This window comes from Noviluteimonas lactosilytica, from assembly GCF_020866925.1.
GTDB lineage: Bacteria > Pseudomonadota > Gammaproteobacteria > Xanthomonadales > Xanthomonadaceae > Noviluteimonas > Noviluteimonas lactosilytica.
Genome location: NZ_JAJGAK010000001.1, coordinates 936088 through 960527, shown reverse-complemented (window position 1 = coordinate 960527; position 24440 = coordinate 936088). Strand labels below are relative to the sequence as shown.

Below are 24440 nucleotides of genomic sequence, written 5' to 3'. Positions count from 1 at the left end.
TCTTCGCGAACGGCCCGCGTCGCCCGCACGAGAAAGAAGTACCAATCTGTCTCTATTCAGATCTTGTGTTTCCTGCACCTACAACCTCAACCAAGGTGCAGACGACTGATGAAAGGATTTCGCGTCGACTGGATGTTCCCCGGCGAGTCGGATTTCCTCGCGGCGGAAGTGCGTTTCAAGGGCGAGTTGTTCTGCAGGGTGCGGTGCGAGCGCGCCGACCTCATGCTCGAAGTGGACTTCCTGCAGGGTATCCGTTCGCCGATGGCGGGTTTGCCGTTGGCGGAGTTCGTGCAACTGATCGAAGCGGTCGGCGACGAAGTGCGCGACCTCCGCCGCGGCATCTGTATTCCGGTGTCCGCGTATCCCATCTGCCTGCGCGGAATGCTGCACGCCGTCAACGACGGGTAGCGCGGCCTGCGATGCGTCGCGAGCGCGAGCGCCTCAGCGATCGATCAACTCGCCGCCCGGCATGAACTGCCACGTGCGCGTCACGTGCAGGATGTCGACGTCTTCCGGCGTCTTCGGCAACGGTGCGAACGGTTCGCTGAGCTTGACGATGCGCAGTGCGGCTTCGTCGAGCATCGGCGTGTGGCTGGATTCGACGATCACCGTTTTCTCGACGCTGCCGTCGCGGCGGACGGCGACGCTGATGACGACCACGCCGCCGATGCGGCGGCGACGCGCTTCGTCCGGGTAGTTGAGGTTGCCGACGCGCTGCACGCGGTCGACCCACTGGCGCATGTAACCGGCGTACGCGTATTCCTTGGTGCTCGCCGAGACGAACTTGCGCTTCGGGCGCTTGGCGTAGGCCTCGCTGCGCAGCTGGATCTCGGCGGCGCGGCGCGCCATCTCCATGTCGCGTTCCACTTTTGCGCGGCCTTCGGGATAGGGCGCGTCGACCGGCGGCGGCGTGTCGAGCGGTTGCACAGTGCGTGCGTCGCTACGCATCGCGGTGATCACGCGCGCTTCCGGCGGCGGTTGCGCGACGGGCGACTGGCGCCGCAGCGGTTGCGTCGCGACGCCGGGTGTCGGCCGGTCGGCGATGCCGATCTGCGCTTCGCCGGGGCGCGAGGCCTTGTCGTGTTCGCCGCCGCCCTGGTTGTTCGCCTGCGCGAGGAAGTCGGCCTGCGCCGGCGTGAGCGGGGTCTGCACCTGGGTCAGGATGACGTCGAGCGTCGGCAGCACGGGCGCGGCGTCGTCGAGCGCGAAGCCCACGCCGAGCACGAGCACGCCATGCAGGATCAGCGACAGCACCGCGGTCGCGCCGAGGCGTTCGTTGTTGCCGATCTGCGGCGGCGGGGGCGGGGCGGCGACTGCGGACGACATTCGGCTAAGTGCGGTGGGCTCGTTGCGGGTTCAGCGCTTGGCGAACGCCACGGCGGCGCGGCGTTCGATCGCGTCGAGCAATGTACCGGCGATGTTGAGCCCGAACTGTGCGTCGAGTTCGCGGATGCAAGTCGGGCTGGTGACATTCACCTCGGTCAGCCAGTCGCCGATCACGTCGAGGCCGACGAAGACCATGCCGCGGCGGCGCATCTCGGGACCGACCTGCGCGGCGATCCAGCGGTCGCGGTCGCTCAGCGGCCGGCCTTCGCCGCGGCCGCCGGCGGCGAGGTTGCCGCGGAATTCGTCGCCCTGCGGAATGCGCGCGAGGCAATAGTCGATCGGCTCGCCGTCGACCAGCAGGATGCGTTTGTCGCCCTCGCTGATCTCCGGCAGGTACTTCTGCGCGACGGCGAAGTGGCGGCCGTTCGCGGTGATGGTCTCGAGGATGACGTTGACGTTCGCCTCGCCGGCGGCGACGCGGAAGATCGAACGTCCGCCCATGCCGTCGAGCGGCTTGACCACGACCTGGCCCTGTTCGGCGACGAAGGCCTTGAGCGCCGCGGCGTCGCGGGAGACGAGCGAGGGCGGGCAGCACTGCGGGAATTCGAGCGAGCCGAGCTTCTCGTTGAGGTCGCGCAGGCCCTGCGGATCGTTGACGATCAAGGCGCCGGCATTCTGTGCGAGGCCCGCGACCTGCGTGTCGTTGAGATAGTCGGTGTCGACCGGCGGGTCCTTGCGCATCAACACGACATGACCCGGGCCGAGCAGGATCTGTGACGCATCGCCCAGTTTGAAGTGATCGCCGTAGGTGTCCTTCACCGCGAGCGGTTGCACCGTCGCACCCGCGCGTCCATCGCGCACCCACAGTCCACCGGGCACGACGTACCACAGCGTATGCCCGCGTCGCTGCGCTTCGAGCAGCATCGCGAACGTGGAATCCTTGGCGATCTTGATCGACCCGATCGGGTCCATCACCACGACGACATCGAGCATGGGCGGCTTCGCTGGCGGCAATGGCGCCGGATGTTAGCAGCACCGTCGCCCCGGCCCGCTCGAACCGCCGCCCCGCGCGTGAATGCGTTGGCTACCGAAAACCGCCTGAATTTCCGCTTGACAGCAATTCTCCGGGCTGGGATATAGATTGTCCGCAGCGGCGCCGGGGAATAGGGGAGCGACGTGCGATTCGAAGGGGATCCCGTGATGCAGGAAGACGCGACGACCAGCCTCAGTGGCCTGAGGGTGATGGTCATCGACGACTCGAAGACGATCAGACGCACCGCCGAGACGCTGTTGAAGCGCGAGGGTGCCGAGGTCGTCACGGCGACGGATGGTTTCGAGGCGCTCGCCAAGATCGCCGACAACCAGCCGCAAATCATCTTCGTCGACATCATGATGCCCAGGCTCGACGGGTATCAGACGTGCGCGTTGATCAAGAACAACCAGATGTTCAAGTCGACGCCCGTGATCATGCTGTCCTCGAAGGACGGCCTGTTCGACAAGGCGCGGGGCCGCATCGTCGGTTCCGAGCAATATCTGACCAAGCCGTTCACTCGCGAAGAACTGCTGGACGCAATCCGCAAACACGTCAACCACGCCTGAGCCGGGGGGTAAGGCGCAACATGGCAAGAATTCTTCTGATCGAGGACTCGCCGACCGATACGGCGGTGCTCACCCAGCTGCTCGAACGCAACGGCCACCAGGTCCTCGCGTCCGCCAGCGCCGAAGACGGCATCGCCGTCTGCAAGCGCGAGCTGCCGGACCTCGTCCTGATGGACGTCATCCTGCCCGGCATGAACGGGTTCCAGGCCACGCGCGCGTTGTCGAAAGACGCGGCGACCAGCGCGATCCCCGTGCTGATCGTGAGCACGAAGGGCATGGAAACCGACAAGGCCTGGGGCCTGCGGCAAGGCGCGAAGGACTACATCGTCAAGCCGCCCCACGAACCGAGCCTGATCGCCCGGATCAACGAACTCCTGGGTGCGTAGGCCATGGCTGTCATGACCGCTCCGTCGCAACTGCGCCCGTCGCCGTACGAGGTCATTGCGGACTACGAGCGCCGCAGCCTCGCGCACGTCGCGGGTCTTCCCGAACAGCTGGACGCGCCGGGCCTGTGGCGCGGCGTCGGCTACCGCATCGGTTCGCACCGCCTCGCCTCGGGCTTCGACGAAGTCGTCGAAATCCTGCCGCTGCCGCCGGTCACGCCGGTGCCGGGCGCGCAGCCGTGGATGCTCGGCGTCGCCAACATCCGCGGCAACCTGCTGCCGATCGTCGACCTCAAGCAGTTCCTCGAAGGCGAACGCACCGTGCTGCACGAAGGCCAGCGCGTGCTGATCGTGCGCCAGGCCGGCGGCGACGTCGCGGTGACGATCGACGAGCTGTACGGCCAGCGTTCCTTCGTCGAGGAACAGAAGATCGACACGGCCGGCATCAACGAAGGCCGCTACTCGCATTTCATCGACCGGGCCTACCGCCTGGGCGACCACCCGTGGGGCGTCTTCAGCCTGGCGCTGCTGGCCCGCACTCCCGAATTCCGACAAGCCGCGGCCTAAGGCCGCACCGCAAGAGCACAGAGGTTCGATATGAGCACGATGATGGAAAAGGGCCGCAGCGTCGGAACCACGGCGTGGATCGGTTTGTTGATCGTCTCCCTTGTGGCGCTCGCGGCGAACACGGGTATCGCGACATACCGCGGCAGCAAGCTCTCGGGCGCCAACGCCAACGCGGCGAGCCTGCAGGTGCTCTCGCAGCAGCTCGCGGTCCAGGGTCGTGAAGCGGTGTCGGGCAAGGCCGAGGCATTCACCTCGTTCAAGGCCACGAAGACCGAGATCGAACAGAACGTCGCCCGCCTGCGCGACAGCTACGGCAACCAGGCCGGCGTCGCCGGTCCGATCGAAACGGTCGCCGAAACGTGGGGCCCGCTGGGTCGCAGCGCGGAGCAGGTGGTCGGCGCCGAAAAGACGGTGACCGAATTCGCCGGCCACGCCGACAAGTTCACCGCCCGCGTCCCGCAGCTGCAGGCGCAGCTCGACGAAGTCGTGCGCGCGATGTCGGCGGCGGGCGCACCGTCCTCGCAGGTCTACATCGCCCTGCGCCAGGTGGTGCTCGCATCGACCATGGCCCAGCGCGTCACGCAGATCCGCGCCGGCGGCGCGACCGCGAGCCTCGCGGGCGACGCGCTCAAGCGCGATACCGACGTGTTCGAAAACGTGCTGAAGGGCCTGCGCGACGGCGGTTCGGCCAACGTGCAGAAGCTCACCAACGCAGCGTCCGTCTCCGCGCTCAACCAGGCCAACGTGCTCTGGCTGGAAATGAAGAAGGACCTCGACGCGATCCTCGCCGGTTCGAACAGCCTGTTCGCCGCGCAGTCGGCGGCGGCGTCGATCACGACCGGTTCGGACGCGCTGCTCGACGACAGCAAGAGCCTCTTCGACGCGCTGACCGCGTTCGGTTCGGTCAAGAGCACCAATCCGCTCGGCCATCCGCTCGTGTCGGCAGCGGCGGGCGTGATGCTGATCGTCTCGCTCGGCGGCCTGTTGTTCTCCTTGTATCGCGCGCAGCAGAAGCGCTTCGAAACCACCAAGGAACTCAACGACCGCAACCAGGAGGCGATCATGCGCCTCCTCGACGAAATGGGCTCGCTCGCAGAAGGCGACCTGACGGTGAAGGCGACGGTCACGGAAGACATGACCGGCGCGATCGCGGACTCGATCAACTTCGCGGTCGAGCAGCTGCGCAGCCTCGTGGCGACGATCAACGACACGTCGGTGCAGGTGGCGTCGAGCGCGCAGGAAACGCAGGCGACCGCCATGCACCTCGCCGAAGCCGCGGAACACCAGGCGCAGGAGATCAACTCGGCGTCCGACAAGATCACCGAAATCGCGGCGTCGATTAACCAGGTGTCGCGCAACTCGGCCGAATCGGCGGACGTGGCGCAGCGCTCCGTGCAGATCGCGACGAAGGGCGCCGGCGTCGTGCGCCAGACGATCGCGGGCATGGACTCGATTCGCGACCAGATCCAGGAAACCTCGAAGCGAATCAAGCGCCTCGGCGAGTCGTCGCAGGAAATCGGCTCGATCGTCGAACTGATCAACGACATCTCGGAACAGACGAACATCCTCGCGCTGAACGCGGCCATCCAGGCAGCGTCGGCGGGTGAAGCGGGCCGCGGCTTCGCGGTCGTCGCGGACGAAGTGCAGCGACTCGCGGAACGCGCGTCCAACGCGACGAAGCGAATCGAAACGCTGGTCCAGACGATTCAGTCCGACACCAACGAAGCGGTGAGCTCGATGGAACAGACGACCTCGGAAGTGGTCGCCGGTGCGCGCCTCGCGGAAGACGCGGGTACGGCGCTGGGCGAGATCGAAAAGGTGTCGTCCGACCTGTCGAACCTCATTCAGGGCATCTCGACCGCCGCGCAGCAGCAGTCCAGCGCCGCGTCGAACATCACCGCCACGATGAACACCATCCAGCAGATCACCTCGCAGACCTCGCAGGGCGCGAGCCAGACGGCCGAGTCGATCGGCAACCTGGCCCAGCTCGCAGCCGACCTGCGTCGTTCGGTCGCGGACTTCAAGCTGCCGGCTTAAAGCGCCGGCAGTCAGGGATATTTCGGCATGACCGCGTTGCGCGACGCCATCGACACCACCACGCTCGGCTGGATCAAGCCGGAGATCGACGAGACCCTGCGCCAGGCGCGCAGGGACATCGAGGCCTTCGCCGAAGATCCGTCCGACACCAACTACATGCGCTTCTGCGCGAGCTTCCTGCACCAGGTGCACGGAACGCTGCGGATGGTGGAGCTGTATGCCCCGGCGATGGTCGCCGAGGAAATGGAGCGCCTCGCGCTCGCACTCGTCGTGCCGCAGGGCGCGGTGGGCGCGGTCGCCGATCGCGATGAAGCCTGCGCGGCGCTGATGCGCGGCGTGGTGCTGCTCCCCGATTATCTCGAGCGTCTGCAGGGCGGGCACAAGGACATCCCCATCGTCCTGCTGCCGCTGCTCAACGAACTGCGCGCCGCGCGCGGCGAGACCGGCCTGAGCGAAAGCGTGCTGTTCGCGCCGAACCTCGACCGCCCGCTGCCCGCCGACCTGCCCGCACCGATGCCGCTGCCGCGCCAGAGCCGCCAGCTCATGGCCGGCCAGCAGTTGTCGGCGCTGCGCGATGCGCTCGCGTCGTGGCCGGAAGACGGTGCGCCGACGAACATCGCCGGCGTCGCGAAGGCGATCGACGGTCTGCTCGAAAGCGCCGACCACGAAGCCACGCGCCGCATGCTGTGGGTCGCCTCGTCCGTCGCGACCGCATTGCGCGACGGTGCGTTGCCGCCGACGCGCGCGCTGCGCCAGGCGTTCGCCGGCGTCGAACGCGAAGCGCGCCACGTGTTCGAAGGCGACGGCTTCGCTGCCGCGCCGCGCGGTGAACCCACCGCCGAACCGACCCGCCAGCTGCTGTACCACGTCGCCCACAACGAGCAGGCGCACAACGCGCTCGATGCGCTGCGCGACACGTTCGACCTCGCGGCGCAGCTGCCGACCGAATCCGAACTCGCGCATGCGCGCGGCAGTCTCAGCGGCCGCAATCGCGCGCTGCTCGACACCGTCGCCGCCGCGATCAAGGAAGACCTGCTGCGCGTGAAGGACGCGCTCGACCTGCACCTGCGCACCAAGCAGACCGGCGTGTCCGACCTGCAGCCGCAGGTGGAAGCGCTGAGCCGCGTCGCCGACACGCTCGGCATGATGGGCCTGGGCGTCGCGCGCAACGTCGTCTTGCAGCAGCGCGATGCGATGCACGACATCGTCGCGGGCAATCGTCCGGCCGACGAAGGCGCGTTGCTCGACATCGCAGGTGCCTTGCTTTACGTCGATGCGTCGCTTGACGACCAGGTCGCGCGCCTCGGCCGCGCCGAAAGCGAAGACGGCGACACCATCGCGGGCGAATCGCGCAAGGTGCTCGACATCCTCGTGCGCGAAGCGATCAACAACTTCGGCGACGCGCGCCAGGCGTTCGTCGCCTTCGTCGAAACCAGCTGGGACCACCAGCAGCTGGCCGACGTGCCGCGCCTGCTGGAAGAAGTGTCCGGCGCGTTGCGCATCCTCGAACTCCCGCAGCCGGCCGATTACCTCACCGGCGTGCGCCGTTTCACCGAGACCGAACTGCTCGGCCGCAAGCGCGTGCCGAACGGCCAGCAACTCGACACGCTCGCCGATGCGCTCGCGTCGATCGAGTACTACCTCGAAGCCCTGCGCGACCAGCGCCCGAACCGCGACAGCATCCTCGACATCGCGCGCCAGAGCCTGGAAACGCTGCGTTACTGGCCCCTGCCCGCCGAACAGGCGAAGACCGACGTCGCGGACGATGCGCCGTCGATCGCCGACGAACCGACGCTCGAGATCGAAGCGACCGAGGACGCGCCGGTGGTCCCCGCGCCGTCGGCGGAAACGCACGCGCCGATCGCCGCGCCCGTCGTGCATGCGACGCCCGCACCCGTCGCCACCGGCGCCGCCGGCGGCTTCGAAGCGACCAACGACGACATCGACGACGAAATCCGCGAAGTCTTCCTCGAAGAATTCGAAGAAGAGATCGGCCACCTCGAAACCATGCTCCCCGCCTGGCGCGCCGCGCCGGAGGACATGGAGAAGCTGCGTCCGATCCGCCGCGTCTTCCACACGCTGAAGGGTTCGGGCCGCCTCGTCGGTGCGAAGACGCTCGGCGAGTTCAGCTGGAAGGTCGAGAACATGCTCAACCGCGTGCTCGACGGCACGCGTCCGCCGACCCCGGCGGTGCTCGGTCTCGTCGACCAGGCGTTCTACACGCTGCCGCACCTGCACGCCGCGCTGCGCGGCGAAGCGCCGTTGAACGCGGACCTCGCCGGCATCGAAGCGATCGCCGATCGCGTTGCCGCGGGCGAGGAAGCGATGTATGTCGCCGCCGCGCCAGTCGTGGCGCCGGTCGTCGCGGATCTCGTCGCGCAGGATGTCGGCGCGTTCGCGATCGAGGCGATCGACGAAATCCCCGCGGTCGCCGACGAACTCGTCGTCGAATCGACCGACGAAGCGACGGTCGCGGCCACCGTCGACCCGGTGCTGCTCGAAATCCTCGGCACCGAAGTCGGCGGCCATCTGGTCACCATCGACGCATGGCTCGCGCAGTCGCAGGCGAAGCCGATCGCCGCCAACGACGCGCTCCTGCGCGCCGTGCATACGATGAACGGCGCGTTCGCGATGACCGAAGTCCCGGCCATCACCAACGTCACCGGCCCGGCCGAAACCTACATCCGCCGCATGCTCGCCGCGCACGCGCTGCCGACCGCAGCGGGCGTCGCCGCGCTCGCCGCGACCGCCGAGGCGATCCGCCGCACGGTCGATGCGTTGCAGTCCGACACGCCGCGCGTGCCGGTGTTCGACGCGCTCGCGCGCGAAGTCGCCGCATTGCGCGACACGTTGCCGGAAGCGAAGTCGCCGTTCCTCTCGACCGAACCGGTCGAAATGGAAGACGCGGCCGAACTCACCGGCACCGTGGACCTCACCGGCTTCACCGACCTCGCCGACGCCGCACCGACCGACACCGGCCTGGTGCTGCAGGACTTCGAGGGATCGCAGGTCGAAGCGCCACAGGTCGAAGCGCCGCAGGTCGAAGGACTGCATCTCGAAGCGCCGGCGATGGCGGGCGACGACCTGTCCGCGTTCCTCGACCTCGCCGACGTGATCCCGGTCGACGCGGGCCTGCCGATCACTGCGCAGGAACACGACGGCGACATCGAAGAGATCGTGCTCCAGGACGTCGTGCTTCAGGACGTCGTGCTCGAGGACATCGTGCTCGAGGACATCGTGCTCGACGGCGAGTCCGAGCCGACCATCGAACTCGCGACGCCGGTCGAACCGACGCTCGACGAAGCGACGCTGCTCACGACCGAAGCGCTCGACACCAGCGCGCTGGAAGTGGACGACGCATTCGACGCCGCCGCGATCGAAGCGCAGGCCGGCCTCGAAGCCTCGCTGCTCGAAGCCGAGCGCGTGGAAGCCGAACGCCTCGAAGCGATCCGCATCGAAGAAGCTGCGCAGGAAGGCGAGCGCATGCGCTCGGCGCTGGAAGCGGCGGAACGCCTGGAAGCCGAGCGCATCGAAGCCGAACGCCTCGAAGCGGAGCAGGCGGAAGCCGAACGCGTCGCCGCGGAGCAGGCCGAAGCCGAACGCCTCGCCGCCGAACAGGCGGAAGCCGAACGCATCGAAGCCGAACGCCTCGCCGCCGACCTCGCCGAGATCGAACGCCTCGAAGCCGAACGCCTCGAAGCCGAACGCGTCGCCGCCGAGGAAGCCGCCGAATACGCGCGCCTCGAAGCCGAATACGAAGCCGAGCGCCTGGCGCGCGAACGCCTCGCGGCCGAAGCCGCGCAGGCGCACGCGGCGCCGGAACCCGAAGTCGAACCGGTCGTCGAAGCCGAACCCGTCGTCGAAGCCGACGAACTCGCCGTCGAAAACGAACCCGCCGTCGCGCAGATGCTCGCCGACGCGATCGCCACCGCCGCCGATCCGGACGAAGCGCTCGACCTCACCGACCTCGACCCCGAACTCGTCGACATCTTCGTCGAGGAAGGCGGGGACCTGCTCGACCATTCCGACGGCCTGCTCGCGCAGTTGCGCGACAACCCGGCCGAACGCGAACACCTCGTCGGCCTGCAGCGCGACCTGCACACGCTCAAGGGCGGTGCGCGCATGGCCGGCATCATGGCCGTGGGCGAACTCGGCCACGCGATGGAATCGCTGCTCGAAGCGGTGGTCGAACACCGCAGCGAACTCGGACGCGACGGCATCCCGTTGCTCGAACGCGGTTTCGACCGCCTGCACGCGATGGTCACCCGCGTCGGCGAACGCCGCGCGATCGCGATGCCGGAAGAGCTGATCGCGCAGTTCGACGCGCGCGCGAAGGGCCGCACGTACGAACCCGTCGCGGAGCTCGAAACGCGCCAGGTCCACGCCGCGCCGAAGGTGGAACTCAAGCCGCTGTCGGCGCCGATGGATGCGCAGCCGATGGGCGACGACGACGACGTCGGCGTGCGCGCCCCGCAGGAACAGGTGCGCATCCGCGCCGACCTGCTGGACCGCCTCGTCAACTACGCGGGCGAAGTCGCGATCTACCGCTCGCGCCTGGAACAGCAGCTGGGTGCGTTCCGCGGCGCCATGTCGGAAATGGAGCAGACGAACGCGCGACTGCGCGACCAGCTGCGCCGCCTCGACATCGAAACCGAAGCGCAGATCATCGCGCGCTACCAGCGCGAGGACGTCGCGGACGAACGTTTCGATCCGCTCGAACTCGACCGCTTCTCGAACCTCCAGCAGCTCTCGCGCGGCCTCGCCGAATCCGCGGCCGACCTGACCTCGCTGCAGGGCTCGCTCGAAGACCTGACGCGCAACTACGAAACGCTGCTGCTGCAGCAGTCGCGCGTGAGCTCGGACCTGCAGGAAGGCCTCATGCGCACGCGCATGGTGCCGTTCGACGCGCTCGTGCCGCGCCTGCGCCGCGTCGTTCGCCAGGCGGCGAGCGAAACCGGCAAGCAGGTGCAACTCAAGCTCGAAGGCGCGCAGGGCGAACTCGACCGCAACGTGCTCGAGCGCATGACCGCGCCGCTGGAACACATGCTGCGCAACGCGGTCGCGCACGGTCTCGAATCGCCGGCCGATCGCAAGAAGCACAAGAAGAACGAAGAAGGCACGATCCGCATCGCGGTGCGCCGCGAAGGTTCGGAAGTCGTGCTCGAAGTCGGCGACGACGGCAACGGCCTGAATCGCGCCGCGATCCGCAAGCGCGCCGAAGAACGCGGCCTGATCCGCAGCGATGCGGTGCTGGCCGACGCCGACCTCGACGCGCTGATCATGGAACCCGGCTTCTCCACCGCCGACACCGTCAGCCGCCTCGCCGGCCGCGGCGTGGGCATGGACGTGGTCGCGAGCGAAGTCCGCCAGCTCGGCGGCGCGCTCGACATCAAGTCGAAGAAGGGCGAAGGCACGACGTTCACCCTGCGCCTGCCGCAGACGCTCGCGGTCACGCAGGCGGTGTTCGTCAAGATCGGCGAAACCACGTACGCGGTGCCGATCGCCTCGGTGCGCGGCGTGGGCCGCATCGCGCGCGACCAGCTCGGCAAGGACGACGCGTCGTACACGTACGGCGGCGAGCAGTACGGCCTGCACGACCTGGGTTCGCTGCTCGGCCACGCGACCGCGAAGGCCGAAGGCCAGTTGCAGATGCCGCTGCTGCTCATCCGCTCGGGTGAACTGCGCGCGGCGGTGAGCATCGACCAGGTCGTCGGCAACCGCGAAATCGTGGTGAAGCCGGTGGGTCCGCAGGTCGGTTCGGTGCCGGGCATCTTCGGCGCCACGATCATGGGCGACGGCTCGGTGGTCGTGATCCTCGACGTCGCACCGCTCGTGCGCCGCCAGGCCGCGTTGCCGCGCGATGTCGCGCCGGCGCCGCAGGTCGAATCGCGCCGCGTGCCGCTGGTCATGGTGGTCGACGACTCGGTCACGATGCGCAAGGTCACCGGCCGCGTGCTCGAACGCCACAACTTCGAAGTCGCCACCGCGAAGGACGGCGTCGACGCACTCGAACGCATGGACGAGCGCGTGCCCGACCTGATGCTGCTCGACATCGAAATGCCGCGCATGGACGGTTACGAACTCGCGACCGCGATGAAGGCCGACCCGCGCCTGCGCAACGTGCCGATCATCATGATCACCTCGCGTACCGGCGATAAGCATCGCCAGCGCGCGTTCGACATCGGCGTGGAGCGCTACCTCGGCAAGCCGTACCAGGAGCACGAATTGCTGCGCAACGTGTTCGAACTGGTCGCCGAGCAGGGCGGTCCGCGCCATGGCTGAGGCCCCGCGCGTCGCATTGCTCGCACGTCCCGGCGAGGCGTGCGAACGCCTGCGCGCGGCCTTGCGCGAAGCCGGCGGCGAGGTCGTGATCGAGGCAGATCCCTCGACCATCGATCCGCAGGCGCTGCGCATCGCGGCGGTGGAAACGGTGCTCGTCGCACTCGATCCCGCCGTCGAGGACGCGCTGGAAAAATTCGACGACGTGCTGGCCGATCGCGCGATCGAAGTGATCTTCGACGAAGCCGACCTCGCCGCGCGTCGCGAAGGCTGGGATGCCGCGCGCTGGGTGCGCCACCTGGCCGCGAAGCTGCATCGCCACGACGACGTGCTGCCGCCGGGCCGCGAGCCCGACAGCGACGCGCTGCCCGTGCCCGGTCGTCCGCCGGCGCCGGAAGAACGCCACGCCGACGCGGACATCGCAACGTTCGTCGCCGAGGCCGACGACATCGCCTCGCAGGTGCCGCGCGAACCGGACATCGGTGAGGCCGCGGAGTTCGAGCTGCCGGCGATCGAAGTCGCGGCGATCGAAGCGCACAACATCGAAGCGCAGGACATCGAAGCGTTCGACGCCGAAGCGCTCGAAATCGCGATGCCCGCGTTCGCCGACGCCGAACTCGAAGCCGAACTGGAAGCGGCGCCGGTGGCGTCCGCGTATGCCGGCATCAGTTTCACCGACGACATCAACGACCTCGACTTCGCCGGCGACGCCGCGCCGATCGAGGTGGCTGCGCCTGCGTTCCGCGAGCCGGCGCAGGATTTCGATTCGCTGCTGCGCGACATCGGCGGTGCGGGCGACGTGGGCGCGGACGACTCGATCACGCTCGACTCGTCGGTCGACATGCCGCTCGACATGCCGGTCGACATCGCGTTTGACGTACCGGACGTCGCGATCGACATGCCCGCCGTGCGCGAATTCGCACCGAAGGAATCGCTGCCGAGCCTCGACTTCGACATCGCTGCGCCCGAAGCGCTCGCCGCATCGGCAGTCGAACGCGCGATGCCGAGCTTCTCGAATCTCTCGCTCGAAGCGCTCAGCGACGTTCCCGCGAGCGCGGCGACGCAACGCGCGAGCGAAGCGCCGGTCGCGCCGCAGTTCAACAAGAACGTCGCCGAACTCGAACAGAAGATCTCGTCGCTGTCGCTCGTCGGCTCCGACGATGCGATCGCGGCCGCCGCGACGAGTGCACAGGTCGACGCCGCACGCGGCGCCGTCGTGATCCTCGCCGGCATCGGCGGCCCGGACGCGGTGCGCCAGATCCTCACCGCGCTGCCCGCGGGTTTTCCGCGCGCCGTGCTGATCAGCCAGCGCCTCGACGGCGGTCGCTACGATCGCCTCGTGCAGCAGATGGCGCGCGCGGCGACGTTGCCGGTGCGCCTGGCCGAAGCCGGTGCGCAGGTCGAAGCGGGCAACGTGTACATCGTGCCGCCGGAACTCGGCATCGACGGAAACAGCGGCCTGCGTTTCGAAGCGGGTGCCTCGCTGCTCGATGCGCTGCCCGCGGAAGACTCGGCCGTGCTGCTGCTCAGCGGCGCCGATCCCGCGGTCGTCGATGGCGCGCTCGCGCATGCCGCGAAGGGTGCGCTCGTCGCCGGCCAGTCGCCCGACGGTTGCTACGACGCGGCGGCGCCGATGGCGCTCACCGCGCGCGGCGGCACCGCCGCTGCGCCCAACGAACTCGTCCAGTCGCTGCTGCAGCGCTGGCCCGCCTGAGATTGACGACGATGTCCGACGCCCACGTTTCCGCCGCACCCGCCCACGACATCCGGGGCGTGCTCATCACCGTGGCCGGCGGCCGCCTGCTGCTGCCGAACGCGACGATCGCCGAAGTGTTGTCGTACGCGGACCCGGAACCGATCGCGAATGCGCCAGCGTGGTTGCTTGGTCGCATCCGCTGGCGCGGCTGGCAGTTGCCGCTGGTGACGTTCTCGCGCCTGTCGGGCATCTCCAGCGAAGCCGGCGGCGGCCTCGGCAGCAAGGTCGTCGTGCTCAAGGCACTCGGCGGCGATGCGAAGACGCCGTTCTTCGCGATGCTGACCCAGGGCTTCCCGCGCCTGGTGACGGTGTCGCGCGACACGGTGGTCGCCGATGGCGGCAGCGATGACGAAACGCTGCCCGATGGCGTGCAGGCGCGCGTGATGCTCAACGAGGACAGCGCGCTGTTGCCGGATCTCGAGAAGATCGAGTCGATGATCGGCGAAGCATTGAAGGCGGCGTGATTTTCGCCCGACGCGACGCGAACTAACCCAAGTCGCCGAAGCGCGCCTGCAATGCGGCAATTGCTGCAATTCCCGCAGTCTCCGTGCGCAGGATGCGCGGGCCCAATCGCAGGCCCTTGAACCCCGCGGCAGTCAGCACCGCGCGATCGCGCTCCGACCAACCGCCTTCCGGCCCGACTGCCAACACGCAATCGCTTTCGAACGCGGGCATCGTCGCGATCGCATCCTTCGCTTCCGGGTCCAGCAGGAAGCGATGCGGCGACGCCAGGCCATTCGCGACGTTCGCCAAGGGCTGCGCGGCCGACACCTCCGGCACGCGCGCGCGACCGCTCTGTTCGCACGCCGACACGACCACGCTGCGCCAGTGCGCGAGACGCTTCACCGCGCGCTCGGCGTCGAGTTTCACTTCGCTGCGATCGCTGTTCACCGGCAGCACCTGCGTCACGCCGAGTTCGGTCGCCTTCTGCAGGATCCAGTCCATCTTCTCGCCGCGCGCGATGCCCTGCACGAGGGTGATGCGCAGCGGCGATTCGTTGTCGACCTGCGTGCGCGCGCCGACATCGGCCTCGACGCCGCGCTTGTTCGCCGACACGATCGTCGCGGCGTAATCGCCTCCGTCGCCGTCGAACAACACGCATCCATCGCCCGCCTGCATGCGCAGCACGCGCACGAGGTGGGCGGCGGCGTCCTCGGGCAGCGCGATGCGCTTGCCCGATCGCAGGGGCTGGTCGACGAAGATCCGCGTCGTGCGCATCAGGCGGCGTCCTGGGTGGCGTGGAGGATGGCGGCGCGCGTGGTGTCGGCGAGCAGCCGGAGTTGTTCGTCGTCGACGCAATAGGGCGGCATCCAGTACAGGATGTCGCCGAGCGGACGCAGCACGACGCCGAGATCGAGCGCCTTGCGATACGCGAGCAGGCCGACGCGTGACTGCGCGGCGAACGGTGTCGCCTTGTCGCCGTTCTTCGTCAGTTCGAACGCGAGGATCATGCCGGCCTGGCGCACATCGGCGATGTGCGGGAGGTCGCGCAGTTCCGCCGCCAACGATGTCATCGTCGCCGCCGTGCGCGTGTTGCGTTCGAGGATGCCGTCCTCGTCGAAGATCGCCTGCGCCTGCAGCGCCGCCGCGCACGCGAGCGGATTGCCGGTGTAGCTGTGCGAGTGCAGGAACGCACGCTCGCGCGACTCGTCGAGGAAGCCGTCGTAGATCGCCTGCGTGGCGAGCACCGCCGCGAGCGGAAGGAAGCCGCCGGTCAATCCCTTCGACAGGCACATCAGGTCCGGCTGGATGCCCGCCTGTTCGCATGCGAAGCGCGTGCCGGTGCGGCCGAAGCCGACCGCGATTTCGTCGGCGATGAGGAACACGCCGTGCGCATCGCACAACTGACGCACGCGCTTCAGGTACACCGGATCGTGCATGCGCATGCCGCCCGCGCATTGCACGCGCGGTTCGAGGATCAGCGCGCAGGTTTCGTGGCCGTGGCGTTCGAGGATGTCGCGCAGTTCGTCGGCGGCGCGTTCCGCATATTGGACCGGCGATTCGCCATCGCGTGCGAGATATGCGTCGGGCGAGGGCGCGAAGATCGCTTCGGCGAGCAGTGGCGCATACACGCGCCGATACAACGGAATATCGCCGACCGCGAGCGCGCCGATGGTTTCGCCGTGATAGCCGTTCTCCAGCGCGATGAACTTCGTGCGCTGCGCCTGGCCGCGGTTGCGGAACCAGTGGAACGCCATCTTCAGCGCGACCTCCACGCCCGCCGAACCGTTGTCGGCGTAGAACACCTTCGACAGCGGCGCACGGCCGGGTTCGCGCGGCGCGAGCGCGAGCAGGCGCTCGGCGAGCGCGACCGCGGGTTCGTGCGAGAAGCCGGCGAGGATCACCTGTTCGAGCTGCCCCGCCTGCCGCGCGATGGCCGCGGCGATGCGCGGCTCGGCGTGGCCGAAGAGGTTGGTCCACCAGCTCGACACCGCATCGAGGTAGCGGCGCCCGTCGTGGCCGACCAGCCACGCGCCTTCGCCGCGCGCGATGGGCACCAGCGGCAGGGTGTCGGGGTGTTCGCGCATCTGCGTGCAGGGATGCCACAGCACTGCAAGGTCGCGCGCTATCATCGGGTCATGTCCGCGGTCCATCCGTGCATTCTGCGACCATGACCCGCCGCCTGCCCACCATCCATGGCATCACCGAGCACGACGCCGGTCCCTGGCGCATGGAGCGGCTCGACCTGGAATTCGACAACGGCGAGCGCAGGCGCTACGAGCGCCTTCACGGGCGCGGCCACGGCGCGGTGATCGTGGTGCCCATGCTCGACGCCGAAACCGCGCTGCTCGTGCGCGAATACGCGGCCGGCGTGCACCGTTACGAGCTCGGCCTCGTGAAGGGCCGCATCGACGCCGGCGAGTCGCCGGAACAGGCCGCCGACCGCGAGTTGAAGGAAGAGGCCGGCTACGGCGCTCGCTCGCTGCAGGTGCTGCGCACCATCACGCTCGCGCCGACCTACATGAGCCACCAGACCCATTTGGTGCTCGCGCGCGACCTGTACGAAGAGCGCCTGCCCGGCGACGAACCCGAGGAGCTCGAAGTGGTGCCATGGAAGCTCGAAGCGCTGGACCAGCTGATCCTGCGCGAGGATTTCTCGGAAGGACGTTCGATCGCGGCGCTGTTCCTCGTGCGCGAATGGCTCCGGACGCAGGCCGCATGAAGATCCACGACACGTTGCGCGAAGGCGCGATCGCGCTTGCGCACCGCGCCGCGGACGCGATCCTGCGCATCTACGAAGGCAAGTTCGAAGTCGAGCGCAAGTCCGACCAGAGCCCGCTCACCGCGGCCGATCTCGCCGCACACAACATCCTCGTCGAAGGCCTCGAGGCGCTGACGCCCGACATCCCCGTGTTGTCGGAGGAAGCCGCCGAAGACGCGACCTGGAACGTGCGCCGCGACTGGCGCCGCCTGTGGCTCGTCGATCCGCTCGACGGCACGCGCGAATTCGTCAAGCGCAACGGCGAGTTCTCGGTGAACCTCGCGTTGATCGTCGATGGCGTGGCGATCTTCGGCGTCGTGCAGGCGCCGGTCACCGGCGATCTGTACCACGCGACGCAGGGCGGGCCGGCGTTCCATCGCAAGGGCGACGGCGAAATCGTCCTGCAATCGCGGCGGCCGGCGACGCAACCGCTGCGCGTGGCGGCGAGCCGTTCGCATCGCGACGAGCGCACCGATGCGTTCATCGCGCGCATGGGGCCGACCGAACCGCTGAGCCTGGGGTCGTCGCTCAAGTTCTGCCGCATCGCCGAGGGCGGGCTCGACGTGTATCCGCGCTTCGGTCCCACCAGCGAGTGGGACACGGCGGCGGGGCAGGTGGTGGTCGAAGGCGCCGGCGGGTTCGTCGTCGATTCCAAGGGCCGCCCGCTGCGCTACAACCAGCGCGAGACGCTGCTCAACGGCGACTTCCTCGCGATCGGCGATCCCGATCTGCCCTGGCGCGAATGGATGAACGTATGAGCGACATCGACGCGCTGCTCGCGATCATGGCGCGCCTGCGCGATCCGCAGGGCGGTTGCCCGTGGGACATCGAACAGACCTTCGCGACCATCGCGCCGTACACGGTCGAGGAAGCCTACGAAGTCGCGGACGCGATCGACCGCAAGGACCTGCCGGGCCTGCGCGACGAACTCGGCGACCTGCTGCTGCAGGTGGTCTTCCACGCGCGCATGGCGGAAGAGCAGGGCGCGTTTGCGTTCGGCGACGTGGTCGAAGCGATCTGCGACAAGATGGTGCGGCGTCATCCGCATGTGTTCGGCGACGACCAGGTCGGCGACGCGCACGCGCAGACCGTCGCGTGGGAAGAACACAAGCGACGCGAACGCGACGCCGCCGGGCACGACGACACGTCCGCGCTCGCGGGCATCGCGCGCGGCCTGCCGGAATGGCAGCGCGCGGTGAAGCTGCAGCACAAGGCGGCGAAGGTCGGCTTCGATTGGCCCGGCCCCGCGCCGGTGATCGAGAAGTTGCACGAAGAGATCGACGAGGTACGCGCGGAGTTCGCCGCGATCGCCGCCGACCCGACCGATGCGTTCGCGCGCGATCGCCTCGAGGACGAGATCGGCGACTTGCTGTTCGTGTGCGCGAACATCGCGCGACACGCGAAGGTCGACGTCGGCAGCGCATTGCGCCGCGCGAACCTGAAATTCGAACGCCGCTTCCGCCAGATGGAAGTCCTCGCGGCGGCGGAGGGCGTGGTGCTGTCGACGCTGCCGCTCGAAGGACAGGACGCCTACTGGGATCGCGCCAAGAAGACGGAGCGCAAATGAGCCGGTTCGCCAGCTTCCGCGAGTTCTACCCGTTCTATCTCGGCGAGCACGCCAACGCGACGTGCCGGCGATTGCACTTCATCGGCAGCTGGGGCGTGCTGGCATTGATCGGCGTTGCGATCGCAACGGGCAACGCATGGTGGCTGCTCGGCGCACTCGTGTGCGGCTACGCGTTCGCGTGGGTCGGGCACTTCTTCTTCGAACACAACCGGCCGGCGACGTTCAAGCATCCGATCTATTCGCTGATGGGCGATTGGGTGATGTTTGCCGACGTGCTGCGTGGGCGCGTGAAGCTGTAAGGGGAAACGGGAAACAAAAGGCGGGAAACGGGAGAGTGCCTTTCACTTCGGCCGACAGACTTACGAGCCGAAGGGAAGACCGAACTCCCGTTTCCCGCCTTTTGTTTCCCGTTTCCCGTTTCCCGCCCCGCCCCCGCCTCACTCGCGCGGCGGCGTCACCTGCTTGCGCTCGCTACCGAAATCCCCGTCGGCATCCGCCGCGAGGTACGCGAACACCGCGTACGCGGCGACGTTCTGCGCTAGCGCCTTCGGATCGATCTTGTCGAGCGTGTCGTCCGGCGTGTGGTGGTAGTCGAAGTAGTCCGTGCCGTCCTGGCGCAGCGCGCCCCACGCCAGGCCGTTCGCGGCGAACGGACTGATGTCGGGGCCGGGACCGCCCTGGCCCGGCGTGTATTCGATGCCGAGCGGCGCGAGCACGTCGGCGATCTGCTTCACCGCGCCGAGCGCGCGTTCCGGCGCGCCGGTGCTGAACGCATAGATGCGGCCCGCGCCGAAGTCGCTTTCCGCGCCGATCTGGTGCTTGCGGATGTCGCCCATGTGCTGTTGCGCGTAGGCGCGACCGCCGTACAGGCCCTGCTCTTCGTTCGAGAACGCAACCACGCGGATCGTGCGCGCGGGGCGCTGCTTCATGTCGCCGATCAACTTGCCCGCGCCCATCGCGATCGCCACGCCCGCGCCATCGTCGATCGCGCCGGTACCGAGGTCCCACGAATCCAGGTGGCCGCCGATCACGACGACTTCGTCGGGCTTGCTGCGGCCGCGCATTTCGCCGATCACATTCTGCGACGTGTACGTGCCGGTCCAGCCGCAGTCGAGCGCGAGCTTCACGCGCACCGGCTTGCCGAGCGCGACCAGGCGCGAGAGCTGCGCGGCATCGGGCGCGGCGAGCGCGGCCGACGGAATCGGATTCAAGCCATCGTCGAAGTGCGTGATGCCGGTATGCGGATTGCGGTGCGAATCCGTGCCCGCCGAACGCATCAGGTAGGCCGACGCGCCCGCGCGGATCGCGGCCGACGGACCGCCGCCGCGGATCTGCGAACCCATGCCGTATCCGCTGCCGTCCTTCGCGCGCTCCATGGTGAAGTCGATGAAGGCGATCTTGCCCTTCAGCGAACCGGCGGGCGCATCGGCGAGGTCCTTGAGCGAGGCGAAGCGAACGACTTCGCCTTCGACGGTGCCGCCGGGGCTGCCGCCGAGCGCGGTGAGCGTGAGCTTCTGCGAGTGATCGCCGAGGACTTCGGCCGACTCGCTCTTGCGCTCCCACTTCGGAAACGTCACCGGTTCGGTCCACACCTTGTCGTAACCGAGCGACTTGAACTTCGCGACCGCCCACGCGACCGCGCGTGCATCGCCTTCGCTGCCCGCCATGCGCGGACCGACTTCGGTCGTCAGCGATTCGACGACCTCGTACGCGGTGTCGTCGGCGAGCGCGCGTTCGCGCAGCTGCGTCGCGTTGTCGACCGAGGTCTGCGCGATTTTCGTCAGCACGCCCTTCGTCGGCACGCCCTTCGTCTGCACGTCGGTCTGTGGCGCGGCCTGCACGGCACCGAGGGTGAAAGCGAGGACGGCGGCGGCGAGCGTCGTCGGGACAAGGCGCATCGGACGAACCCCTGGATGTGCGGAAAGATTGCGAGCGTAGCAGCGGACCCCTGCGTGGCAGGGGTGCCGCTGGTCATGGTCAGACAGGACGCTTGAGCGCGTCGCGGATCTCGCGCAACAGCAGCACGTCTTCCGGCGGCGCGGCGGCCGGCTCGGTCGCGCGCAGGCGGTTGTAGGCCTTCAGGAACAGGAAGATCACGAAGGCGATCAGCGTGAAGTCGATCAGCGTCTGCAGCACGAGCCCGTAGCGGAACGCGACTTCCGCGGCGACCTGCTGGCCTGCCGCGTCGAGTTGCGCGGGCGTGACGACGTATTTCCAGTCTGCGACACTCGCGCCGCCGGTGACCAGCGCGACGATCGGCATGACGATGCCGTCGACGAGCGCGGTGACGATCTTGCCGAATGCCGCGCCGATCACGACGCCGACCGCGAGGTCGACGACGCTGCCGCGCGCGATGAACGTCTTGAACTCGGAAAGCATGCCCATCGACTGTCCTCCCTTGCGCCGGCAAACGGGCCGGCGAACGGTGAGGTTAGCCGACGGCGAGGGGCGGCGCGATGCGTCCGTCGAGGGCGAGCACGTCGTCGAGGCGCGCGCTGAAGACATCGCCCGGCTGCAGCGCGGCGACGCCCGCGGGCGTGCCCATGAAGACCAGGTCGCCCGCTTGCAGCGTGAAGTAACGCGCGAGCGCTTCGAGGACGTCGGGGACGTCCCAGATCATCTGGTCCAGCGTCGAGCGCTGGCGCAGCGTGCCGTTGACGGTGAGCGAGAGCGTGCGCGGCGCGAGGTCGCCGACCTGCGCCGCGGGCACGATCGCGGAGATCGGCGCGGAATGATCGAACGCCTTGCCGGTGTCCCACGGCAGGCCTTTCGCCTTCGCCGCGGATTGCAGGTCGCGGCGCGTCAAATCCAGGCCGACGGCGTAACCGAACACGCGCGCATTTTCGCCGAGCGCGACGACGAGTTCGACTTCGTGGTGCAGGTCGTTCGTCGCGGAGGGATAGGGCACGACGCCGTCGACGACGATCGCGTCGGCGGGCTTGGTGAACAACACGGGATCGCCGCGTTCGGCTTTCGATGCAGGCGCCGTTGCGCCCATCTCCTTCGCGTGGTCGGCGAAGTTGCGGCCGACGCAGAAGATGCGGCGCACCGGGAACGTGCTCGTCGAAGCAGTGCCGCCGCCTTCAACAGGAATGCGAACCGGCGCGTGCGCCGGGACGACGTCGGTCATGCCGACGGCAGGGCACGGCTGTCGACAACGCGGCTGTCGACGACGCGGTATTCGCCGTCGACGACCCGCGGATCGCGCGCCACGCGCTTGTCGCGCTTCTTCCACAGGCGAACGAGCAGGCCCGCGGAAATCATCGCCACGCCGACCACGACGCTCACGGCCACCAACGCGACGAGCACGGCGATGCCGATCAACCCCAGCAACACGCGCAACCACGTGCTACGCGGCTTGCGCGGCGAAAACGCGGCGCGGAACTGGTGGAAATCGAAGCGGTGCGCGAAAGCGGTCATCTTGGGGTCCGTGACACAATGATGGCAGTGCCGGGACGCGAGTATCCGGCCGCTTTCCGGAACGCGTGTGAGGACTTCGTTAAAACGTGACGCCCTACGACTCACAATCCGACACGCTGCTCCGAATCGAGCAAATTCCCGACGGCGGCTTTCACGAACTCGAAGCACGCCTGGATGGCGACGATGCGGAGTCGCTGATCCTGTATCGCGAAGGCGATGCGGTGCGCGCGTTCCTCAACGTGTGTCCGCACGCGGGGCGTCGGCTGGATTGGGCGCCGGGCCGCTTCCTCAAGGACAAGAACGGGCACCTGATCTGCGCCGTGCATGGCGCGACGTTCGAACTCGTGGAAGGCGTGTGTGTCGCGGGCCCGTGTCGCGGCGCCGCATTGCGCACAATCGACGTGACGGTGGACGACGGCGTCGTCCGCATCGCCAGGACATGACGCCTCAGAACATGCTGCTTCAGAACATGCTGCTTCAGAACATGATGTTCACCGCGATCACCACGACGATCAGGTACAGCAACGACAGCGGCGCACCGAGCCGCCACAGGTCGCGCGGCTGGTAGCCCGCCGGGCCGGTGATCATCGACATCACCGGGTTGGACGCGGTCATGAAGTTGTTCGACGCCGACAGCGCGACCATCAGCGCGAACGCGGTCGGATTGCCGCCCGCGGCGAGCGCGAGGTTGATGCCCATGGGCACCATCACGATGGTCGCGCCGACATGGCCGATCACCAGCGAGAACAAGGTCGTCAACAGGCCGAGCGCGATCTCGAGTACCGGCAACGGCATGTCTTCGGGCATCTGCTCGATCGTGTGTCCCGCGATCCACGCCGCGGCGCCGCTGGAATCCATCGCCCATCCCAGTGGAATGAGGCAGGCCATGACGAAGACCGTCTTCCAGTTGATCGACGCGTAGGCTTCGTCGATGTGCAGCACGCCGGCGACGAGCATGCCGGCGACGCCCGTCATCAGCGCAATCGACACCGGGATGCGCGTGGACAGCGCGAGCAGCATCGTCACCGCGAAGATGCCGATCGCGAGCTTGAACTTGTGCGGACGCTGCTCGCCCTTCGGGTAGTCGGTGACCACCACGAAGTCCTTGTTCTCCGCCGCCTGCGCGAGGTCCTGCCAGATGCCGTGCAGCACGAGCATGTCGCCGGCGCGCAGCGGCAGCTGGCGGACGTTCTCGCGGTGCACGGTCTTGTCGCGGTTCACCGCGAGCAGGCTGATGCCGTATTGCTTGCGCAACTGCAGTTCGGCCTGCGACTTGCCGAGGTATTGCGAGGTCGGCGGCACGACGGCTTCGGCGATGCCCGCGCGACTCGGGTTGAACAGGTCGCCGAACGTGCGCAGGCGCGTGCTCATGCGCAGGAAGTTGTTCTGCGCGAAGTCGGCGACCTGCTGGCGTTCGCCCATCGCGCCGATCACGCTGCCGACCCAGATGCGTGCATCGGCGGGCGGCGCGAGGCGCGATTCGTTGCCGGTCTTGAGTGCGAGCAGCAGCGGCGAACCGCGCGTGGCTTCCGCCTCGCCGAGCGACATGCCCACCAGCGGCGAATCGGCCGTCACCGTGAGTTCGTACACATCGCCTTCGATGCCGTAGGCACGAGCGAAGTAACTCTGCGTGCGCGCGGGCGTGACCCCGCGGTCGACGTCGTACTGCGCCAGGCGCTTGTCGCCGAAGTAGCGGAAGTACAGCAGGCCCGCTCCGAGCAATGCGAGGCCGATCGGCATCGGCGCGAACATGTGCAGCGGCTCAAGCGTCGCCGCGCCGGAGGGCAGGTTCGCGTTCGACGACACGAGCAGGTCGTTGAGCAGGATCAGCGGCGAGGTGCCGACCATCGTCAGCGAGCCGCCCATCACGATGGCCACCGCCAGCGGCAGCAGGAAGCGCGACAGCGGCAGCCCCGTGCGCGAACTCAGTCGCGAGGTGACGGGCAGGTACAGCGCCATCACCGAGGGGTTCTGCATGAAGGAGGAGTTGAGGCCCGCGATCGCCTGCGTGAGCAGGAGCAGGCGCGACTCGACGCCCTTCGAGCGCCGCAGCAACCAGGCCGCGAGGCGATTCAGCGCGCCGGTGCGATCCAGGCCCGCGCCGAGGATCATCGTCGCGATCACGCTCATGACCGCGTTACCGGAAAAACCGCCGAAGAGATCTTCCGGCGCGACCAGCCCGGTGAGCCCGAGCAACACCAGCACGACCAGCGCGACGACGTCGGCACGGATGCGCTCGAACAGGAACATCACCATCGTGAAGCCCACCAGCCCGAGCACGAGCTTCATGTCGGTGGTGAGCAT

The 24440-nt window shown here is 68.2% G+C and carries 21 protein-coding genes and 1 pseudogene; 13 read left to right on the top strand and 9 right to left on the bottom strand.

The features are described from left to right. The first annotated feature begins 108 nt into the window (after positions 1-108). Positions 109-408, top strand: coding sequence for a hypothetical protein (locus tag LK996_RS04810; RefSeq protein ID WP_230525998.1), 300 nt, complete (start codon positions 109-111; stop codon positions 406-408). A gap of 33 nt (positions 409-441) precedes the next feature. On the opposite strand, the gene LK996_RS04805 is transcribed toward LK996_RS04810, so the two are convergent. Together LK996_RS04805 and gshB are read right to left on the bottom strand one after the other, a co-directional pair. Continuing rightward, the gene (locus LK996_RS04805; protein ID WP_230525997.1) at positions 442-1326 is read right to left on the bottom strand and encodes an energy transducer TonB; all 885 of its coding nucleotides are present in this window, start codon (positions 1324-1326) and stop codon (positions 442-444) included. A gap of 30 nt (positions 1327-1356) precedes the next feature. Beyond that, on the bottom strand, positions 1357-2319 hold the full coding sequence (gene gshB / locus LK996_RS04800) for a glutathione synthase (RefSeq protein ID WP_230525996.1): 963 nt from the start codon (positions 2317-2319) through the stop codon (positions 1357-1359). Positions 2320-2526: 207 nt separating this feature from the next. On the opposite strand from gshB, the gene pilG reads away from it, so the two are divergent. Genes pilG through LK996_RS04760 form a run of 7 tightly spaced genes read left to right on the top strand, consistent with a single transcriptional unit; the run spans position 2527 to position 14411 of the window. Beyond that, the gene (gene pilG, locus LK996_RS04795; RefSeq protein WP_230526835.1) at positions 2527-2925 is read left to right on the top strand and encodes a twitching motility response regulator PilG; all 399 of its coding nucleotides are present in this window, start codon (positions 2527-2529) and stop codon (positions 2923-2925) included. Positions 2926-2945: 20 nt separating this feature from the next. Next, positions 2946-3311, top strand: a complete 366-nt coding sequence (locus LK996_RS04790) for a response regulator (protein WP_156643282.1) — start codon at positions 2946-2948, stop codon at positions 3309-3311. A gap of 12 nt (positions 3312-3323) precedes the next feature. Beyond that, positions 3324-3875, top strand: coding sequence for a chemotaxis protein CheW (locus LK996_RS04785; protein ID WP_230525995.1), 552 nt, complete (start codon positions 3324-3326; stop codon positions 3873-3875). Between the two features lie 30 nt (positions 3876-3905). Further along, positions 3906-5912 (top strand): methyl-accepting chemotaxis protein, encoded by a 2007-nt coding sequence (locus LK996_RS04780; RefSeq protein ID WP_230525994.1) that lies wholly within the window; start codon positions 3906-3908, stop codon positions 5910-5912. Positions 5913-5939: 27 nt separating this feature from the next. Then, on the top strand, positions 5940-12194 hold the full coding sequence (locus LK996_RS04775; protein WP_230525993.1) for an Hpt domain-containing protein: 6255 nt from the start codon (positions 5940-5942) through the stop codon (positions 12192-12194). Next, positions 12187-13905, top strand: a complete 1719-nt coding sequence (locus LK996_RS16670; RefSeq protein ID WP_425493705.1) for a chemotaxis protein CheB — start codon at positions 12187-12189, stop codon at positions 13903-13905. The genes LK996_RS04775 and LK996_RS16670 overlap by 8 nt, the downstream gene beginning before the upstream one ends. An 11-nt stretch (positions 13906-13916) precedes the next feature. Beyond that, on the top strand, positions 13917-14411 hold the full coding sequence (locus tag LK996_RS04760; RefSeq protein WP_230525992.1) for a chemotaxis protein CheW: 495 nt from the start codon (positions 13917-13919) through the stop codon (positions 14409-14411). Positions 14412-14433: 22 nt separating this feature from the next. On the opposite strand, the gene LK996_RS04755 is transcribed toward LK996_RS04760, so the two are convergent. Both LK996_RS04755 and bioA read right to left on the bottom strand, forming a co-directional pair. Further along, the gene (locus LK996_RS04755; RefSeq protein WP_230525991.1) at positions 14434-15165 is read right to left on the bottom strand and encodes a 16S rRNA (uracil(1498)-N(3))-methyltransferase; all 732 of its coding nucleotides are present in this window, start codon (positions 15163-15165) and stop codon (positions 14434-14436) included. Continuing rightward, complete coding sequence (bioA, locus tag LK996_RS04750; protein WP_425493704.1) at positions 15165-16541, bottom strand: adenosylmethionine--8-amino-7-oxononanoate transaminase; 1377 nt, start codon at positions 16539-16541, stop codon at positions 15165-15167. Before bioA ends, LK996_RS04755 begins: the two co-directional genes overlap by 1 nt. A 17-nt stretch (positions 16542-16558) precedes the next feature. Here bioA and nudE point away from each other — a divergent pair, with 17 nt between their 5' ends. From nudE to LK996_RS04730, 4 genes are read left to right on the top strand one after another with little or no spacing between them, the layout of a single operon-like run. Then, positions 16559-17110 (top strand): ADP compounds hydrolase NudE, encoded by a 552-nt coding sequence (gene nudE / locus LK996_RS04745; RefSeq protein ID WP_230525989.1) that lies wholly within the window; start codon positions 16559-16561, stop codon positions 17108-17110. Further along, the gene (gene cysQ / locus LK996_RS04740; protein WP_230525988.1) at positions 17107-17907 is read left to right on the top strand and encodes a 3'(2'),5'-bisphosphate nucleotidase CysQ; all 801 of its coding nucleotides are present in this window, start codon (positions 17107-17109) and stop codon (positions 17905-17907) included. The genes nudE and cysQ overlap by 4 nt, the downstream gene beginning before the upstream one ends. After that, complete coding sequence (mazG, locus tag LK996_RS04735; protein WP_230525987.1) at positions 17904-18716, top strand: nucleoside triphosphate pyrophosphohydrolase; 813 nt, start codon at positions 17904-17906, stop codon at positions 18714-18716. The genes cysQ and mazG overlap by 4 nt, the downstream gene beginning before the upstream one ends. Then, positions 18713-19015, top strand: coding sequence for an Mpo1-like protein (locus LK996_RS04730; RefSeq protein ID WP_230525986.1), 303 nt, complete (start codon positions 18713-18715; stop codon positions 19013-19015). Before mazG ends, LK996_RS04730 begins: the two co-directional genes overlap by 4 nt. A 138-nt stretch (positions 19016-19153) precedes the next feature. On the opposite strand, the pseudogene LK996_RS04725 reads toward LK996_RS04730, so the two are convergent. From LK996_RS04725 to LK996_RS04710, 4 genes and pseudogenes are all read right to left on the bottom strand, one after another. Then, positions 19154-20467 (bottom strand): annotated as a pseudogene (locus tag LK996_RS04725) (M28 family peptidase); the annotation flags it as partial. A gap of 226 nt (positions 20468-20693) precedes the next feature. After that, positions 20694-21101 (bottom strand): large conductance mechanosensitive channel protein MscL, encoded by a 408-nt coding sequence (gene mscL, locus LK996_RS04720; protein WP_230525984.1) that lies wholly within the window; start codon positions 21099-21101, stop codon positions 20694-20696. A 46-nt stretch (positions 21102-21147) separates the two neighbouring features. Continuing rightward, entirely contained in the window at positions 21148-21846 is a 699-nt protein-coding gene (locus tag LK996_RS04715) for a fumarylacetoacetate hydrolase family protein (RefSeq protein ID WP_230525983.1), read from the bottom strand. After that, entirely contained in the window at positions 21843-22136 is a 294-nt protein-coding gene (locus LK996_RS04710; RefSeq protein WP_230525982.1) for a hypothetical protein, read from the bottom strand. Before LK996_RS04710 ends, LK996_RS04715 begins: the two co-directional genes overlap by 4 nt. 86 nt (positions 22137-22222) lie before the next feature. Between LK996_RS04710 and LK996_RS04705 the strand changes: the two genes are divergently transcribed. Further along, entirely contained in the window at positions 22223-22579 is a 357-nt protein-coding gene (locus LK996_RS04705) for a Rieske (2Fe-2S) protein (RefSeq protein WP_230525981.1), read from the top strand. A gap of 34 nt (positions 22580-22613) precedes the next feature. Here the strand turns inward: LK996_RS04705 and LK996_RS04700 are convergent, their stop codons facing one another. Further along, entirely contained in the window at positions 22614-24440 is a 1827-nt protein-coding gene (locus LK996_RS04700) for an SLC13 family permease (RefSeq protein ID WP_230526833.1), read from the bottom strand.